Raw genomic sequence first — 15,680 nt, 5'->3', positions numbered from 1 at the left:
CTGATTCACCGCAGCTTCGGGTCGAAGGCGTCGCGGATCGCGTCGCCGAGCATGATGAAGGCCAGTACGGTCAGCGCCAGGAAGGTCGACGGCACCACCAGCGGGATCGCCGACTCCCGCATGTGCGTCCGGCCGGCGTCGATGTCGATGCCCCAGGAGATGGTCGGCGCCCTCAGGCCGATGCCGAGGAACGAGAGCGTCGCCTCGGCGGCGATGAACGAGCCGAGCGCGATGGTCAGTACCACGATCACCGGGGCCAGCGAGTTGGGCAGGATGTGCCGCCACATGGTCCGGCCGTTGCCGGCGCCGAGCATCCGGGCCGCCGCCACGTAGTCCTGCTGCTTGGCGCTGATCACCGAGGAGCGGATCACCCGGGCGGCGGTGGTCCAGCCGAGGATCGAGAGTACGAAGATCACCGCGATGATCCGGACGTTCGGGCTGTCGCTGCTGATCCGCTTGAGCATCACGATCGCGGCGAGCAGCAGCGGGATGCCGAGTACCACGTCGATCACCCGGGACAGCGCCGCGTCGATCCACCGGCCGAAGTAGCCGGCGAGCATGCCGACGGTGATCGCGATCAGCCCGGTGACCAGCGCGGAGAACGCGCCGACCAGCAGCGATGCCCGAGCACCGAAAACCGAACGGGCGTAGATGTCGCAGCCCTGGAAGTCGTACCCGAAGGGGGCGCCGCCGCCGGGGCCGGCGTGCTGCCGGGCCAGCGTGCAGTCGTGCGGGTCGTTCGAGGTGAACAGGCCGGGGAAGGCCGCCATCGCGGTGACCGCCAGGACCAGTACCAGCGAGATCCAGAAGATCGGGTTGCGGCGCAGGTCGCGCCAGGCGTCGCCGGCCAGGCTGCGCGGCCGGGCGGCCGGGTCGGCCTTGCCGCCGCTCATCTCCGCCGCCGCGACGGTTTCCAGCTCACTCATCCCAGTTCCTCACTCGTACCGGATGCGGGGGTCGAGGACGGCGTAGAGGACGTCCACCACGAGGTTCGACACCAGATAGACCACGACCAGCACGCTGACCAGGCCGACCACCAGCGGGCCGTCCTCGGTCTTGATGCCGCGGAAGAGGTTGAACCCGACTCCCGGGATGTTGAAGACGCCCTCGGTGATGATCGCGCCGCTCATCAGGTTGCCGAGTTCGACGCCGAGGAAGGTGATCACCGGGATCAGCGAGTTCCGGAGTACGTGCACGCTGACGATGCGCCGGATCGGCAGCCCCTTGGCCTTCGCGGTCCGTACGTAGTCCGAGCGCAGGTTCTCGGCCACCGAGGTACGGGTCAGTCGCAGCGCGGTGGCCAGCGACAGGGAGCCGAGCACGATGCCGGGTAGCAGTAGGGCGTAGATGCTGGGCTCCGAGCCGGCGGTCGGCGGGAAGAGCGGCAGCTTGACGCCGAGGAAGTACTGGGCGAGCGGCGCCAGCACGATGGTGGGGATGCCCAGCACCAGCAGGGTCAGCGCCAGGGTGGCGTTGTCGAAGATGCCGCCCCTGCGGAGCCCGGCGATGATCCCGGCGGTGACGCCGACCAGGATCGCCACCAGCAGCCCGATGATCGCCAGTTTCACCGTGACCGGCCACGCCTGGGCCAGCATGTCGCTGATCTTCCGGCCGGTGAGCGAGTCGCCGAGGTCGCCCCGGAGCAGGTTGCCGACGTAGTCGACATAGCGGTAGAAGAAGCCGCCGACGCCGGTCTGGTCGAGGTGGAACTTCTCGGTCAGGTACGCCCGCTGCGCCTCGCTGACCGGGCGCTCACCGGCGAGTGCCTGGATGGGATCACCCTGTCCGGCGAACATCAGCGCGTAGACGATCAGAGTGGTCCCGAAGAAGGCCAGGACCATCTGAAGCAGGCGCCGCACGAGGTAGCGGAACATGCTTGCCTACTCTCCGTGGGAATGGCTGGGGCGCGGTGCGTGCGGGAGAAACGGTCCGGGCCACCCGAGGAGTTACCGGGTGGCCCGGAGCGGCCGTGCGGTCAGCTCAGCTGACGACCTCGATCTTGGTCATGTCGACGACCTGGAAGAGGTCGACCTCGACGTTCTTGACCCGGGTCGAGTGCGCGTAGACGTTCTGGCCGAACCGGAGCGGGATCACCGGCATCTCGGCGGCCAGGATGTCCTCGGCCTGCTGGTACTTCTTGACCGCCTCGTCCGGGGTCGCGGCGGCCGTACCCTCCTGCACCAGCCGGTCGAAGTCCGGGTTGCTGTACCCGTAGTAGTTCGACGAGCCGTTGGTGGTGTACAGCGGGCCGAGGTAGTTCTCCATCGACGGGTAGTCCATCAGCCAGCCCAGCCGGATCAGGCCGACCGGCTGCTTGTTGTCGACCTTGGTCAGCAGGTCCGAGAACTTCGGCTCGGCCGCACCGACGCACTCCACGCCCAGGTTGGCCTTGAGCTGGTTGCAGGTCGCGTCGACCCAGTCCTTGTGCCCACCGTCACCGTTGTAGGTGATCTTCAGCTCGGCAGGCCCACCGGCGGCCTGGTACAGCTCCTTGGCCTTGGCCGGGTTGAACTCGCAGGACTCGCCGCAGGTGTCGTCGCGGTAGCCGGCGACCACCGGGGAGACGAACGAGCGCGCCGAGATCTGCGACTCCTTGAAGATCGACCTGGTGATCTCGTCCCGGTCGATCGCCATGGAGACCGCCTTGCGCACGTCCGGCTTGCTGAACTCCTTCTGGAACGTGGGGAAGGCCACGAACTGGAAGGACGAGGCGGGGCTCTGCTGGAACCGGTCGCCCAGGTCCGTCGCCGCGGTGCTCAGGCTCTCGGTCGGTACGGTCACGTCCACGTCGAGGTTGTCCGACAGCACGTCCGCGTACGCCGCGGTGAGCTGCTGGTAGATCCGGAACTCGGCGCCGGCGATCTTCGGCTTCTCACCCGGGTACGCGTCGTAGCGCTCGACCTCGACCTTGGCGTCGTGCTGCCAGGTGCCCTTCATCTTGAAGGGGCCGTTGCCGATCGGGGCGTCCTCGAAGCCGTCCTTGATCACGCCGGGCGCCGAGAAGGCCGCCGCCGGCAGCGGGTAGAACGCCGTGTAGCCGAGCACCGTCTTGAACTCGGCGTACGGCTTCGCCAGCGTCACGGTGAAGGTCAGGTCGTCGACCTTCTTCAGCCCGGTCAGCGTGTCGCTCTTCGGCTCCGGCGCCTTCTGCGGGCCGTCGCCGTCCGGGTCGGTCGACTGGAGGTCCTCGTAGCCGGCGATCTTCTCGAAGAAGTAGCTGTTGCCCTGGCCGTTCGGCGCGTAGGCACCGTAGTTCCAGGCGTTGAGGTAGCTGTCCGCGGTCACCTTCTCGCCGTCGTGGAAGGTGTAGCCGTCCTTCAGCTTGATCGTCCAGGTCACGTTGTCGGTCGACGTCACGGACTCCGCGGCGACCTCGTACGGCTTGTTCTGCTCGTCGTAGTCGACCAGCGGGGTGAACAGGGCGGACAGCACCTGGTTACCGCTCGAGTCGTTGGTGTTGGTGGAAATCAGGTGCTGTGGTTCCGCGATCTGGACCGAAACCGTCGCATTCGGGTCGCTCTCCCCCGAGTCGCCGCCACTGCCACAGGCCGCGAGGCCGAGGGTCGCGGCAAGGGGGAGGGCGGTCCAGGCGGCGAGCCTACGAACCTGCATTGAGCCTCCTTGTCTCCTTACGCTGAGCAGTCGTCACCACACAGAGGTAACGCTGTGCAACGCTTGGCAAAGGTAGGTCGTAGCGGTACGCCTGGCCAAACTGGATGATTACAAATCAGTAACACAAGGTGTCGGCAAGACTTGCGCGCATCCGCTCTGAGCTGCTAACGCGCCTTCGGCTCGGTTGATGGGCCGATTCGGTCATCTAGAACTTTTAGCCACGATTAGCCTTGCGGGAACACGCTGAGTGCGATGATTTGGCGGCGAAGATTGGTCCGCATTCGCCTAGATCGGCCCTTCCATAATGTGGACAACTCCACAAGATCTTACTTAGCGTGACCAAGGACACGGTTACTTATAGTTAACGCGAGGTGTCGGACGCCCGGCCGACCGGGCCTTGGCCGAGTGGCCGATCCCGGTACCGGCCAGCCGGGTGCCGGGGCGTCCGGCCGGATCGCGTGAGACGATCTGGCTGTGACGGCCACCCTTCTCGACGGCAAAGCGACCGCGGCACACATCAAGGACGAACTGCGCGACCGGGTGAAGGCGCTGGCCGAGCGAGGCGTCGTGCCGGGGCTGGGTACGGTGCTGGTCGGCGAGGACCCCGGCTCCCAGGCGTACGTCAACGGCAAGCACCGGGACTGCGCCGAGGTGGGGATCGCCTCGATCCGCCGTGAGCTGCCGGCCGACGCCACTCAGGAACAGGTCGACGCCACGGTCGCCGAACTCAACGCCGACCCGGCCTGCCACGGCTACATCGTGCAGCTCCCGCTCCCGGCCCACCTGGACACCCAGCGGGTACTGGAGATGATCGACCCGGACAAGGACGCCGACGGGCTGCACCCGGTCAACCTCGGCCGGCTCGTACTCGGTTATCCCGGCCCGCTGCCCTGCACCCCGCGCGGCATCGTCGAGCTGCTCCGCCGGCACGAGGTGCCGCTGCGCGGCGCCGAGGTGGCGGTGGTCGGCCGGGGCAACACGGTCGGCCGGCCACTCGGGCTGCTGCTGACCCGGCGCAGCGAGAACGCGACAGTGACGCTCTGCCACACCGGCACCCTCGACCTGGCCGCGCACACCCGGGCCGCCGACATCGTGATCGTGGCGGCCGGAGTGCCGGGCCTGCTCACCGCCGACATGGTGCGCCCCGGCGCGGTGGTGGTCGACGTCGGGATCACCCGGGTGATCGGCGCGGACGGCAAGGGCCGCTACACCGGCGACGTCGGCCCCGACGTCGCCGAGGTGGCCGGCAAGCTGGTGCCGATGCCGGGCGGAGTCGGTCCGATGACCCGGGCGATGCTGCTGACCAACGTGGTGGAACGGGCCGAAGCCGAGCTGGAGCCGGCCGAACAGGGCTGACCCGGACTGGCAGCGCCCGGCCCGTCGATCCGTGACCGGGAAGGGCTGTCCCGGACTGGCCGGTCCGGCCCGCCGATCCGGGCGGGGCAGCCGCACCACCTTGTCGTCGCCGAGCCGGGATTCGGACCAGGGCGGGGTTGTGGACCCGGGCGGGTGCCGGCCGGTGCGGGTGTGAGCGACGGCAGGCAATTCCGCCCCTGGCCAGAACCGAACACTCCTGGCTGATACCGTCCGGAAATAACCAGACGGGTAGCAGGGAGTGGGACGACCATGGGCAAAAAGGTCACCGTAGTCGGTGCCGGCTTCTACGGCTCGACGACCGCGCAGCGCCTGGCGGAGTACGACGTCTTCGACACTGTCGTGATCACCGACATCATCGAGGGCAAGCCCGAGGGCATCGCGCTGGACCTCAACCAGTCGCGCCCGGTGGAGGGCTTCGAGACCAGGGTCGTCGGTGTGACGACCGGCAAGAACGGCGAGGGCTACGAGCAGCTCGAGGGCTCCGACGTCGTCGTGATCACCGCCGGGCTGCCCCGCAAGCCGGGGATGAGCCGGATGGACCTGCTGGAGACCAACGCCCGGATCGTCCGGCAGGTCGCCGAGAACGTCGCCAAGTACGCCCCGAACGCCGTGGTCATCGTCGTCTCCAACCCGCTGGACGAGATGACCGCGCTGGCCCAGATCGCCACCCAGTTCCCGCGCAACCGGGTGCTCGGCCAGGCCGGCATGCTCGACACCGCCCGGTTCACCAACTTCGTCGCCGAGGCGCTCGGCGTGCAGGTCGGCTCGGTGCGGACCCTCACCCTCGGCTCGCACGGCGACACGATGGTGCCGGTGCCGTCCCGCAGCACCGTCGACGGCAAGCCGCTGCGCGACGTGATGCCGGCGGAGCAGATCGAGGAGCTGGTGGTACGCACCCGCAACGGTGGGGCCGAGGTGGTCGCGCTGCTCAAGACCGGTTCGGCGTACTACGCCCCGTCGGCCGCCGCCGCCCGGATGGCGCGGGCCGTGGCGACCGACTCCGGCGAGGTGATGCCGGTCTGCGCCTGGGTCGACGGCGAGTTCGGCATCTCCGGTGTCTACCTGGGCGTCGAGGCCGAGATCGGCCGGGAGGGCGTACGCCGGATCGTGGAGACGCCGCTGGACGCCGACGAGATCGACAGCCTGAAGGCCGCCGCCGAGGCGGTCCGGGCCAAGCAGGGCGACATCGCCAACATGTGAGCTGTCAGCGGCGAAGCGCGGGGCCCGGCGTGCGGTGGTACGCCGGGCCCCGCGCTTTCCGCTCTCCCGCCGACCCGGGTCGGGTGTCAGCGCAGGGGGAAGGAGTCCTGGTGCTCGGTCACCTGGTAGGTCGGTCCGGCGGTCGCCCGGGTGTGCGCGGCGGCGGTGGCGGCCGGGGTCTCCTGGCTGAGTACGGAGATGCCCGGCTCACCGGCGAGCACGACGAACTCGGCGGCGGTCCGTACCGTGGCGGTGGGCGCCCAGACGGTGTCGACCAGCCGCAGCGAGCTGAGCATCCGCTCCGGGGTCACGTCGCAGACCACGTAACCGCGCTGGTTGTCGATGTACTTCCAGTGCGGGCTCTCCGCCATGATCGGGTCGTACGTGCGGTGGAAGGCGGCGGTGTCGGAGTTGCCGCCAGAGGTGATCGACGTACCGGTGATCTCGGCGCCGACCACCGGTGAGGCCGGGTCGTCGAAGTCCGGCTTCAGGTCGCAGACCCAGGTGCAGTGCCGGTCTCCGGTGAGTACCACCGGGTTGTCCACCTGGCCGGAGCCGAAGAACTCCAGCAACCGGCGGCGCTGTGCCCGGTAGCCGTCCCAGTTGTCCAGGTCGAAGGTCTGCCCGGGACCGGCCTGGCGGTCGTTGGACGCCCACATCACCTGGTTGGCCAGCAGGTTCCACCGGCTGCCGGACGACCGCAGCCCGTGCACCAGCCAGCGCTCCTGCTCCGGCCCGGTCATCGACAGTTCGGGGTTCTGCGCGTCGGCCAGCGTTGCCGGCTGGTCGCTGCGGTACTGCCGGGTGTCCAGCACGTGCACGCTGGCGAGGTCACCGAAGCGCAGCCGCCGGTAGAGCCGCAGGTCGAGGCCGCGCGGCAGGGCCGACCGGCGCAGCGGCATGTGCTCGTAGTACGCCTGGAAGGCCGCCTTTCGCCGGGCCCGGAACGCCTCCGGGGTCTGTAGCGCCGGGTCCTGCGGGATCTCGTCGGCCCAGTTGTTGTCCAGCTCGTGGTCGTCGAAGGTGACGATCCACGGCACCGCCCCGTGCGCCCGTTGCAGATCCGGGTCGGTCTTGTACTGCGCGTGCTGGTTGCGGTAGTCGGTCAGCGAGTACGGCTCGTCGGTGCCCTGGTGCACCCGGTACGCCGCCGGGTTCGGCCGGTTCTCGTAGATGTAGTCGCCGAGGAACGCGACGAAGGCCAGATCCTCCTCGGCCAGGTGCTGGTGCGCGGTGTACGCCCCGGCCTGGTAGTCCTGGCAGCTCGCGAACGCGAACCGCAGCCGCCGGGGCCGGGCGTGCGCGCTCGGTGCGGTCCGGGTCCGGCCGACCGGGGAGACCTCCTGACCGGCCCGGAACCGGTAGTGGTATTCGGTGTCCGCGCGCAGCCCGGAGACCTCGACGTGCACCGAGTGGGCCAGCTCGGCGGAGGCCAGCGCGGTGCCCTTGCGGCGGATCCGGCGGAACCGCTCGTCCTCGGCGACCTCCCAGTGCACCGGCACCGGCCGGTCCGGCATGCCGCCGCCGAGCAGCGGCTGTGGGGCGAGGCGGGTCCAGAGCACCACGCCGTCCGGCAGCGGATCGCCGGAGGCGACCCCGAGGGTGAAGAGGCCGGTCGGCAGCGGCCCGCCCGCGCTGGACGGGATGTGCGCGGCGGCGCCGTCCGAGTTGAGCAGCATCGGTCCGACCACGAGGCCGGCGGTCGCGGCACCGGCCGCCGAGACGAAGCGTCGGCGGTTGAACGGGTACGGAGAAGTCATGCCATCGATGCTGCTGAGCTGGTGCGAAGCACGCCACCCCCGACAATCGACCTGAAGCAGTACTACAGCGGAACGAAGGGTGTACTCAGGTGCGGAGTGCCCAGCGTGGCGGACGGTCGGGCGGCCAGTTCGGTGAGCATCCGCTCCCGCGAGGCCCGGGCGGTGACCGGGTCGTCCTCGTGCGCGTACGGCAGTTCGGGGGCGAGCAGTTGCACCGCGTGTACCAGCAGGTCGCCGGTGAGCAGTAGGGAGTGGTCGGCGTGTTCGACCAGTACCGACTGGTGCCCGGGGGTGTGGCCGGGGGTGGCCAGGATTCGGATTCCGGGTCCGAGCCGGGTGTCGCCGTCGAGCGGGTCGAGCTGGCCGGCGGCGGTGAGCGGGTCGAGCAGGTAGCCGGTCACCCCGGACGGGTCGTACCGGCGGAACGCGGCGATCTCGGCCCGTTGCAGCAGGTAGCGGGCGTTGCGGAAGTACGGCGTACCGGCCGGGCCGGTGACCGCCCAGCCGATGTGGTCGGTGTGCAGGTGGGTGAGTACCACCGTGTCGACCTGCTCGGGTGCGATGCCGGCGGCGGCGAGTTCGGCCGGCAGCCGGCCCGGCACCGGCGCCCAGCTCCGGGCGGGGGCGTCGGCGGGGCCGATGCCGGCGTCGATCATGATCACTCGGCCGGCGGCCGGGCCGTCGTCGACGCGGAGCGCGAAGCAGCGGAACGGCAGCCGCCACTGCCCGTCGGCGGTCACCGCGCCCGGGTCGCGTTCGTCGGCCAGCCGCCAGTGTGCGGCGGTCGCGGTCGGGAACGCCTCGGTGCGGGGCTGGAAGAACAATCCCTCGGCGTCCGGCAGCGCGACGACGGTGATCGGACCCACGGAACGACTGAGCATGGCAGGCAGTGTAGGGGTCCCCGACGCTCTCCAGTACGCTCGTACTGCTAGAGCAGATGTCCCGGAGAGGAGCGCCGGCCGATGGCGAAGATCAAGGTTACGAACCCCGTGGTTGAAATCGACGGCGACGAGATGACCCGGATCATCTGGAAGCAGATCCGCGACCAGTTGATCCTGCCGTACCTCGACGTCGACCTGCACTACTACGACCTGTCGATCCAGTACCGCGACGAGACCGACGACCAGGTGACGGTCGACGCGGCGAACGCGATCAAGCAGCATGGCGTCGGCGTCAAGTGCGCCACCATCACCCCGGACGAGGCCCGGGTCGAGGAGTTCGGCCTCAAGAAGATGTGGCGGTCGCCGAACGGCACGATCCGGAACATCCTCGGCGGCGTGGTCTTCCGCGAGCCGATCATCATGTCCAACGTGCCGCGGCTGGTACCGGGCTGGACCAAGCCGATCATCATCGGCCGGCACGCGCACGGCGACCAGTACAAGGCGACCGACTTCGTGGTGCCGGGGCCGGGCACGGTCACCATCACGTACACCCCGACCGACGGCGGCGCCCCGGTCGAGATGGAGGTCGCGAACTTCCCGGGTGGCGGCGTCACGATGGGGATGTACAACTTCGACGACTCGATTCGGGACTTCGCCCGGGCCTCCTTCCGGTACGGCCTGGACCGTGGCTACCCGGTCTACCTGTCCACCAAGAACACCATCCTCAAGGCGTACGACGGCCGGTTCAAGGACCTCTTCGCCGAGGTCTTCGAGGCGGAGTTCTCGGCGGAGTTCGCCGCCGCCGGGATCACCTACGAGCACCGGCTGATCGACGACATGGTCGCCGCCGCGCTGAAGTGGGAGGGCGGCTTCGTCTGGGCCTGCAAGAACTACGACGGTGACGTGCAGTCCGACACCGTGGCGCAGGGCTTCGGCTCGCTGGGCCTGATGACCTCGGTGCTGATGACCCCGGACGGCCGTACGGTCGAGGCCGAGGCGGCGCACGGCACGGTCACCCGGCACTACCGGCAGTGGCAGAAGGGCGAGAAGACCTCGACCAACCCGATCGCGTCGATCTTCGCCTGGACCCGTGGCCTGGCGCACCGGGGCAAGCTGGACGGTACCCCCGAGGTGGCCCGGTTCGCCGAGGCCCTGGAGCAGGTCTGCGTGCAGACCGTCGAGGGTGGCCAGATGACCAAGGACCTGGCCCTGCTCATCTCCCGCGACGCCCCCTGGCTCACCACCGACGAGTTCATGTCCGCCCTGGACCACAACCTGGCCCGCAAACTCGCCGCCTGACGACGCCCTCTGTCGATCTTGACGACTTGTCGTCGTTCCCGCGACGACAAGTCGTCAACATCCACCCGGCAATCCCGCGTACTGCGTCCAAGATCGGTCGGTTTGTGCCGTTACCGGTGGGTGGGCGCTCTCGTTGGACAGGGTGGACGTGATGCCAGTCGCGTCCAGGAAGACCGGCCCGGTCGAGGCCGCCGCGAGAGGTCCGTACCGGATGGAACGGTCTTCCCGGCTGTTGCGCACAGCCGGCCGTCCCTTCCCTGCGGGGGGCCCTGTCCCGGGCCCCCCGCGCCCTCATTTCCGGGCGGCTCCGGCACCGCTCACTCCTCGGGCGGGCCGAGCGTCACCCGGCCGTCCTCGGCCACCTGCCAGTCCGGATTGTGCGCGACCTCCCAGAGCAGGTCGTTCGGGTCCGCGAAGTGCCCGTGGTAGCCGCCGAAGGCGGCGTGCTGGCCGGACTTGACCACCGTCGCCCCGGCGGCGGCGGCCTGCGCCAGTATCCGGTCCACCTCCGCCGGGCTCTCGACGTTGTGCGACAGGGTGAAGCCGGTCGGCGCGGGCAGCAGCGGCGTCCCGGCACCGAGGTCGGCGGCGAACGCCTCCGCCTCGAAGAGCCCGAGCATCACTCCCGGGGCCACCTGGAAGAAGAGGATCTCGTCCGGTACGTCCAGGGTCGGCGTCCAGCCCAGCCCGTCCACGTAGAAGTCCCGGGCCCGGTCCAGGTCCCGGGTGGCCACCGTGACGAAGTGCACGCGTTGCTCCATGACCCATCATTGTCCGACCCGTCGGCGGCCGGCGGTACCGGGTTCGTCGAGTTGCCCGGCCGAGCCCGAGCAATCGCCCGGCCGAGCCCGAGCGATTACCCGGCCCGTCGAACCCGGCCCGTCGAACCCGGTACCGCCGGCCCGGCCGGGGTGGGGTCAACCCTGGCTGTCGGTGCGCTGGCCCCCCTCCGCCCCGCCCGACGGCTCCGGGCGGTGCCCCGCGCACGCCTGCTCGGCGGCCTTGAAACTCTCCGACTGCGGGTCGAGGTCGGACCCGCCCTCGATCCGGATCCCGCCGTCCGCCCCCGGATCCGGGAACCTCGGGACGCCGTTCTCCCGCATGCAGCGGGCGTACTCCCGCATCTTCTGCTGCGCCTGCGGGTCCAGTTTCGGCGGCTCACCCCCGTTGGGCAGGTACTCCTTGCACTTCTGCTGTGCCGCCTCCATCTTCGCCCGGTCCGCGCCCTCCGGCGCCCGCATCCGGATCGCCCCGCCCTCGATCTCCGGATCGGGGAAGTCCGGTACCCCGTTGTCCCGCATGCACTGGCCGAAGCGGCGAGCCCGCTCGGCCTCGTCGACCGGTGCCGGTCCCGCGCTACCGCTGGCGCTGGCGGCGGGACCGCCGGCCGTGGCGATCTCCGGGTCCTGGTCGGCCCCGCCGCACCCGGCCACGCCACCCAGTAGCAGCAGACCGAGCAGCAGACCGGTCCTGATCCGCATCGTGGTACACCTCCGTTCGGCCGGACGGTCGCCGGCCGTACCGAGTAGAGCCGGCGGCACCTTTCCCGGGCGTCACGGAAAGCGTTGACACCCCGGTTACCTGGCCCGGGTCACCATGGGCGGATGCGGATCCTGCTGGTCGAGGACGAACGGCTGCTCGCCGACACGGTGGCCCAGGGGCTGCGCCGGGACGCCCACGCGGTCGACGTGGTGCACGACGGCGGTGCCGCGCTGGAGCGGGTCGGCGTGCACGACTACGACGTGGTGGTGCTCGACCGTGACCTGCCGGTGGTGCACGGCGACGAGGTCTGCCGGGCGATCGTCCGGCACGACTCCCCGGTCCGGGTGCTGATGCTGACCGCCGCCGCCGGGATCGACGACCGGGTCACCGGGCTGGCCCTGGGCGCGGACGACTACCTGCCGAAGCCGTTCGCGTTCCGGGAACTGGCCGCCCGGGTGGCGGCGCTCGGCCGCCGGGCCCGGTCGGCCGCGCCGCCGGTGCTGGAACGTGCCGGGGTACGCCTCGACCCGTACCGCCGCGAGGTCTACCGGGACGGCCGGTACGTCCCGCTGTCCCGCAAGGAGTTCGCGGTACTCGCCGAGCTGCTCCGCGCCGACGGTGCCGCGGTCTCCGCCGAACAACTGCTGGAGAAGGCCTGGGACGAGCACGCCGACCCGTTCACCCACGCGGTACGGATGGCGATCCTCAAGCTGCGCCGCAAGCTCGGCGACCCGCCGATCGTGCTGACCGAGCCGGGAGTGGGGTACCGGATCCCGTGAGACGCCTCTCGCCGGCCAGGCTGACCATCCGGGCCCGGCTCACCCTGGTCTACGGCGGGTTGTTCCTGCTCGCCGGCCTGCTGCTGCTCGGCGTGACGTACGCCCTGATGTCGCAGCGGCTGCCGCAGAACTCCACCTTCACCTTCAACCGGGTCGGACCGCCCTCCGGGAGTCCGACGCCGTCGCCCGAGATGGGGGTCGACGCCATCGCCCCGGCCCGGGACGGCGAGGTCGGGCTGCCGTCGGCGGACGAGATGGAGCAGGTGACCCGGGCAACCGGCCAGGCCCGACAGGACGCCCTGGAGGCGCTGCTCACCCAGGGCGGGATCGCGCTGGTGGTGGTCGGTGCCGCCGCGACCGCCTTCGGCTGGTTGATCGCCGGCCGGCTGCTCCAGCCGCTGCACCGGGTCACCGAGACGGCCCGGCGGATCGCCAGCGCGCCGGACGCCGACCGTGGCCTGCACGAACGGATCGCGCTGACCGGTCCGCCGGACGAGATCAGGGAACTCGCCGACACCTTCGACCTGATGCTGGCCCGGCTGGACCACGCGTTCGACAGCCAACGGCGGTTCATCGGCAACGCGTCGCACGAACTGCGTACCCCGCTGACGTTGAACCGGACCCTGCTGGAGGTGCTGGTCGTCCCCGACTCGGCCTCGCCCGAGTTGCGCCAGCTCGGCAGTACGCTGCTGGCGGTCAACGCCCGGCACGAACGGCTGATCGACGGACTCCTGCTGCTGGCCCGATCGGAGCACGAGGTGGCCGAACGCTCCTATGTGGATCTGGCGGACGTGGTGGAACACGTCGTCGCGCAGGTGCCCCCCGGCCCGGTGACCGTACGCGCCGAGGCGGCCGAGGCGCCCACCACCGGCAGTTCGGTGCTGCTGGAACGACTGGTGCAGAACCTGGTCGAGAACGGCGTCCGGCACAACGTCCCCGAGCACGGCTGGGTACGGGTCGGCAGCGGTACCGGCCCGGACGGCACGGTGTGGGTCCGGGTGGAGAACACCGGGCCGGTGGTGGCCCGGTATGAGATAGCGAGCCTCTTCGAACCGTTCCGGCGGCTCGGCGGCGACCGGCTCGCCGGCAACCCGCCCGGCGCAGGGCTGGGGCTGTCGATCGTACGGGCGGTCGCCCGGGCGCACGGCGGCACGGTGGACGCCGAACCTCGCCCCGGCGGCGGCCTGGTGGTCACGGTCACCCTGCCCACGGCCGGCTGACCGGCTCCGCCGCCGCCGGATCACCGCGTCGGTTACCAGCGTGTGTGGTGCCGGCCAGCGAGCGCAGCCCGTCGGCCAGGCCACCCGCCTGGCGTGGCGACAGCACGAGTACGGCACAGGGCTCGTTCGGGTCATCGGCGTCGTCGTAGGCCTCCACGAGGACCGTGGCGGGCGTACCCTGCGGCAGGCTCGGACCGCTGACGAACGCGGCGAGCCGAAGCGGCTCGTGACCCACGGGTTCGATGGTGTGCACGCGGGACATGTGCAGACCGGTGGGGTTGGCCGAGGTGACCGGGCAGGACGCCGAACACCAGGGCGGATGTGCCACGGAGTTGGTGATCACTTCTCCTCCATCTGGTTCGGGCCATCCGCTCGCCCGACGTCGGGTGGTGCGGGTGGCCATGCGATGTGTCCATTTGAGGGTGCGACCTGCGGACGGGCGGGCCTGTGTCGAGCGGAGTATGCGTGACATGTATTCGCGGCATCGTCGTATGCACGTAGAGTGATAGACCATCCGTAGATGTAACGGAGTCACGTCCACGATGAGCCGGGCAGAGCGATGACGAACCGAACCGTGCGCTACTGCCGTTGCGGGACCCGCCTCGCCCGAGACAACCGGCAACACCAGTGCGCGGCCTGCCAGTCGAAGACGCGCGGTCTCGCGGCCGGCCCGCCAGACGTACCCGTCAACTTCTGGGACACCGATGAGATGCGGGATGCCCTCGCAACCTGGAACATGGGGCAGGTCATCGCCGCCTATCGGCATCATCGCTTCCACGGTCGAACCATCCGACAGGAGATTGTCGCCGGCTGGGTGGGCATCACCCAGGCTCAGTTGAGCCGGATCGAGGGTGGATCGGCGATGAAGGACCTGGACAGGCTGGCGCGGTGGGCGAGGACGCTCGGCATCCCGGCCGGCCTACTCTGGTTCAAGCTGCCGGAGCAGTCTGCGCGCGAGGCCGACGAGCAGATCGGGCGCCATCCCGAGGCAGGCGGGAGTGGAGATGGGCAGGAGCATGCCCGTGGGACATCATCATCGGGGGTCGAGGATATGCACCGCCGCGAGCTGCTGCGCCTGCTGAGCCTTGCCGCACCGGCCCTGACGGCGGCTGACCTGGAGGATCGGCTCGACCTGGACCGGCTGGAGTACGTCGCCGCCGACCCGCGACGGCTGGACGCGGCAGCCCTGGACGCGTACGGCGCGGTGAATCGTCAACTATGGACGGTGTTCAGCTCGGCAAAGCGCAAGAGCACCGTCTTGCCGCTGGTCTCGCAGCAGCTAGACACCTTGTTCGGCGCGTTGTATGAGGCGCGCGGGACCGCGACCCGCAGCCGCCTCTGCGGGCTGAGTGGCGACCTTCTCCAGCTTGCCGGAGAGGTGCTTTTCGACGGCAACCACTATGTCGACGCCGCCAACTATTACGTCTCGGCGGCCGTCGCCGGTCGGGAGGCGACCGACTTCGACCTGTGGGCCTGTGCCATGACCCGGCATGCCTTCATCAGCGTCTACGAGCGACAGCCGGCGCACGCTCTTTCGATGCTGGACGTCGCCGGCCGACTGGCGTCGCGCGGTGACGCGGGGCTCTCCACGAGGTACTGGATCGACGCCGTCCTCGCGGAAGCTGCTGCTGGTGTCGGTGATCTGGACTCGTGTGCCCGTGCTCTCGACCGGGCGGAACGCGTGGCCGGGCTGGGCGGCCAGTTCCAGAACGGCGGGTGGCTCCGGTTCGACGGCTCACGCCTGGCAGAGCAACGAGGTACCTGTTACGTCCAACTCCGGCGGCCGGATCTCGCGGAGCCCGCTCTCCTGGAAGCCCTCGACAAGGATCTTTCCCTTCGTCGTCACGGCGGCGTACTCGTCGATCTCGCCCATGTCGGGGTGCAGCTTCGGGACCCTGATCGCCTGGTCATGTACGCGGACGCGGCCCTCGTCGTCGCCCGACAGACCGGATCAGGTGTCCTCACCCGTAGGCTCCACGGGTTGCGGAGACAGCTGGGATTACTTACCACCGATCGACATGTCGGTCGGATCGACCGTGAGATCGGCCAGTTCGCCGAGCCCGACAGTGA

General features: G+C 69.9%; 13 protein-coding genes and 1 pseudogene. 6 read left to right on the top strand and 8 right to left on the bottom strand.

Translation table 11 applies throughout. From position 1 onward, the window contains the following. Window positions 1-5: 5 nt before the first annotated feature. The 3 genes from Pma05_RS26940 to Pma05_RS26930 form a co-directional block, all read right to left on the bottom strand. The gene (locus Pma05_RS26940; RefSeq protein ID WP_203860259.1) at window positions 6-926 is read right to left on the bottom strand and encodes an ABC transporter permease; all 921 of its coding nucleotides are present in this window, start codon (window positions 924-926) and stop codon (window positions 6-8) included. Between the two features lie 9 nt (window positions 927-935). Then, window positions 936-1,874, bottom strand: coding sequence for an ABC transporter permease (locus tag Pma05_RS26935; RefSeq protein WP_203860258.1), 939 nt, complete (start codon window positions 1,872-1,874; stop codon window positions 936-938). Between the two features lie 106 nt (window positions 1,875-1,980). Continuing rightward, window positions 1,981-3,612 (bottom strand): peptide ABC transporter substrate-binding protein, encoded by a 1,632-nt coding sequence (locus Pma05_RS26930; protein ID WP_203860257.1) that lies wholly within the window; start codon window positions 3,610-3,612, stop codon window positions 1,981-1,983. Between the two features lie 474 nt (window positions 3,613-4,086). Between Pma05_RS26930 and Pma05_RS26925 the strand changes: the two genes are divergently transcribed. Both Pma05_RS26925 and mdh read left to right on the top strand, forming a co-directional pair. After that, complete coding sequence (locus Pma05_RS26925; RefSeq protein WP_203860256.1) at window positions 4,087-4,968, top strand: bifunctional methylenetetrahydrofolate dehydrogenase/methenyltetrahydrofolate cyclohydrolase; 882 nt, start codon at window positions 4,087-4,089, stop codon at window positions 4,966-4,968. 270 nt (window positions 4,969-5,238) lie between these two features. Further along, complete coding sequence (mdh, locus tag Pma05_RS26920) at window positions 5,239-6,189, top strand: malate dehydrogenase (RefSeq protein WP_203860255.1); 951 nt, start codon at window positions 5,239-5,241, stop codon at window positions 6,187-6,189. A gap of 86 nt (window positions 6,190-6,275) precedes the next feature. On the opposite strand, the gene Pma05_RS26915 is transcribed toward mdh, so the two are convergent. Together Pma05_RS26915 and Pma05_RS26910 are read right to left on the bottom strand one after the other, a co-directional pair. Beyond that, the gene (locus tag Pma05_RS26915; protein ID WP_203860254.1) at window positions 6,276-7,949 is read right to left on the bottom strand and encodes an alkaline phosphatase D family protein; all 1,674 of its coding nucleotides are present in this window, start codon (window positions 7,947-7,949) and stop codon (window positions 6,276-6,278) included. A 62-nt stretch (window positions 7,950-8,011) separates the two neighbouring features. Then, a complete protein-coding gene (locus tag Pma05_RS26910; protein WP_203860253.1) occupies window positions 8,012-8,830 on the bottom strand; it encodes an MBL fold metallo-hydrolase in 819 nt (272 codons plus the stop codon). An 81-nt stretch (window positions 8,831-8,911) separates the two neighbouring features. Between Pma05_RS26910 and Pma05_RS26905 the strand changes: the two genes are divergently transcribed. Further along, entirely contained in the window at window positions 8,912-10,129 is a 1,218-nt protein-coding gene (locus Pma05_RS26905; protein WP_203860252.1) for an NADP-dependent isocitrate dehydrogenase, read from the top strand. A 317-nt stretch (window positions 10,130-10,446) separates the two neighbouring features. Here the strand turns inward: Pma05_RS26905 and Pma05_RS26900 are convergent, their stop codons facing one another. Continuing rightward, window positions 10,447-10,890 (bottom strand): VOC family protein, encoded by a 444-nt coding sequence (locus tag Pma05_RS26900; protein WP_203860251.1) that lies wholly within the window; start codon window positions 10,888-10,890, stop codon window positions 10,447-10,449. A 156-nt stretch (window positions 10,891-11,046) separates the two neighbouring features. Continuing rightward, entirely contained in the window at window positions 11,047-11,610 is a 564-nt protein-coding gene (locus tag Pma05_RS26895; protein WP_239313145.1) for a hypothetical protein, read from the bottom strand. 123 nt (window positions 11,611-11,733) lie between these two features. Here Pma05_RS26895 and Pma05_RS26890 point away from each other — a divergent pair, with 123 nt between their 5' ends. Together Pma05_RS26890 and Pma05_RS26885 are read left to right on the top strand one after the other, a co-directional pair. Further along, window positions 11,734-12,390, top strand: coding sequence for a response regulator transcription factor (locus tag Pma05_RS26890; RefSeq protein WP_203860250.1), 657 nt, complete (start codon window positions 11,734-11,736; stop codon window positions 12,388-12,390). Beyond that, a complete protein-coding gene (locus Pma05_RS26885) occupies window positions 12,387-13,610 on the top strand; it encodes a sensor histidine kinase (RefSeq protein ID WP_239313142.1) in 1,224 nt (407 codons plus the stop codon). Before Pma05_RS26890 ends, Pma05_RS26885 begins: the two co-directional genes overlap by 4 nt. On the opposite strand, the gene Pma05_RS26880 is transcribed toward Pma05_RS26885, so the two are convergent. Next, complete coding sequence (locus Pma05_RS26880; RefSeq protein ID WP_203860249.1) at window positions 13,588-13,953, bottom strand: hypothetical protein; 366 nt, start codon at window positions 13,951-13,953, stop codon at window positions 13,588-13,590. The two genes, Pma05_RS26885 and Pma05_RS26880, sit on opposite strands and share 23 nt — an antisense overlap. A 216-nt stretch (window positions 13,954-14,169) precedes the next feature. Between Pma05_RS26880 and Pma05_RS44415 the strand changes: the two are divergent. Further along, a pseudogene (locus tag Pma05_RS44415) lies at window positions 14,170-15,624 on the top strand (helix-turn-helix domain-containing protein); the annotation flags it as partial. Window positions 15,625-15,680 lie beyond the last annotated feature (56 nt).

Origin of the sequence: Plantactinospora mayteni, assembly GCF_016862935.1 — a bacterium.
In the GTDB taxonomy this organism is placed as follows: Bacteria; Actinomycetota; Actinomycetes; order Mycobacteriales; family Micromonosporaceae; genus Plantactinospora; species Plantactinospora mayteni.
This window is presented reverse-complemented; position numbering and strand designations above follow the sequence as displayed.

Excerpts from the sequence above, each read along its gene's own strand:
- Pma05_RS26895 (WP_239313145.1), bottom strand. The coding sequence starts at position 11,610 with ATGCGGATCAGGACCGGTCTGCTGCTCGGTCTGCTGCTACTGGGTGGC.
- Pma05_RS26890 (WP_203860250.1), top strand. The coding sequence starts at position 11,734 with ATGCGGATCCTGCTGGTCGAGGACGAACGGCTGCTCGCCGACACGGTG.
- Pma05_RS26900 (WP_203860251.1), bottom strand. The coding sequence starts at position 10,890 with ATGGAGCAACGCGTGCACTTCGTCACGGTGGCCACCCGGGACCTGGAC.
- Pma05_RS26905 (WP_203860252.1), top strand. The coding sequence starts at position 8,912 with ATGGCGAAGATCAAGGTTACGAACCCCGTGGTTGAAATCGACGGCGAC.
- Pma05_RS26910 (WP_203860253.1), bottom strand. The coding sequence starts at position 8,830 with ATGCTCAGTCGTTCCGTGGGTCCGATCACCGTCGTCGCGCTGCCGGAC.
- mdh (WP_203860255.1), top strand. The coding sequence starts at position 5,239 with ATGGGCAAAAAGGTCACCGTAGTCGGTGCCGGCTTCTACGGCTCGACG.
- Pma05_RS26930 (WP_203860257.1), bottom strand. The coding sequence starts at position 3,612 with ATGCAGGTTCGTAGGCTCGCCGCCTGGACCGCCCTCCCCCTTGCCGCG.
- Pma05_RS26940 (WP_203860259.1), bottom strand. The coding sequence starts at position 926 with ATGAGTGAGCTGGAAACCGTCGCGGCGGCGGAGATGAGCGGCGGCAAG.
- Pma05_RS26935 (WP_203860258.1), bottom strand. The coding sequence starts at position 1,874 with ATGTTCCGCTACCTCGTGCGGCGCCTGCTTCAGATGGTCCTGGCCTTC.
- Pma05_RS26915 (WP_203860254.1), bottom strand. The coding sequence starts at position 7,949 with ATGACTTCTCCGTACCCGTTCAACCGCCGACGCTTCGTCTCGGCGGCC.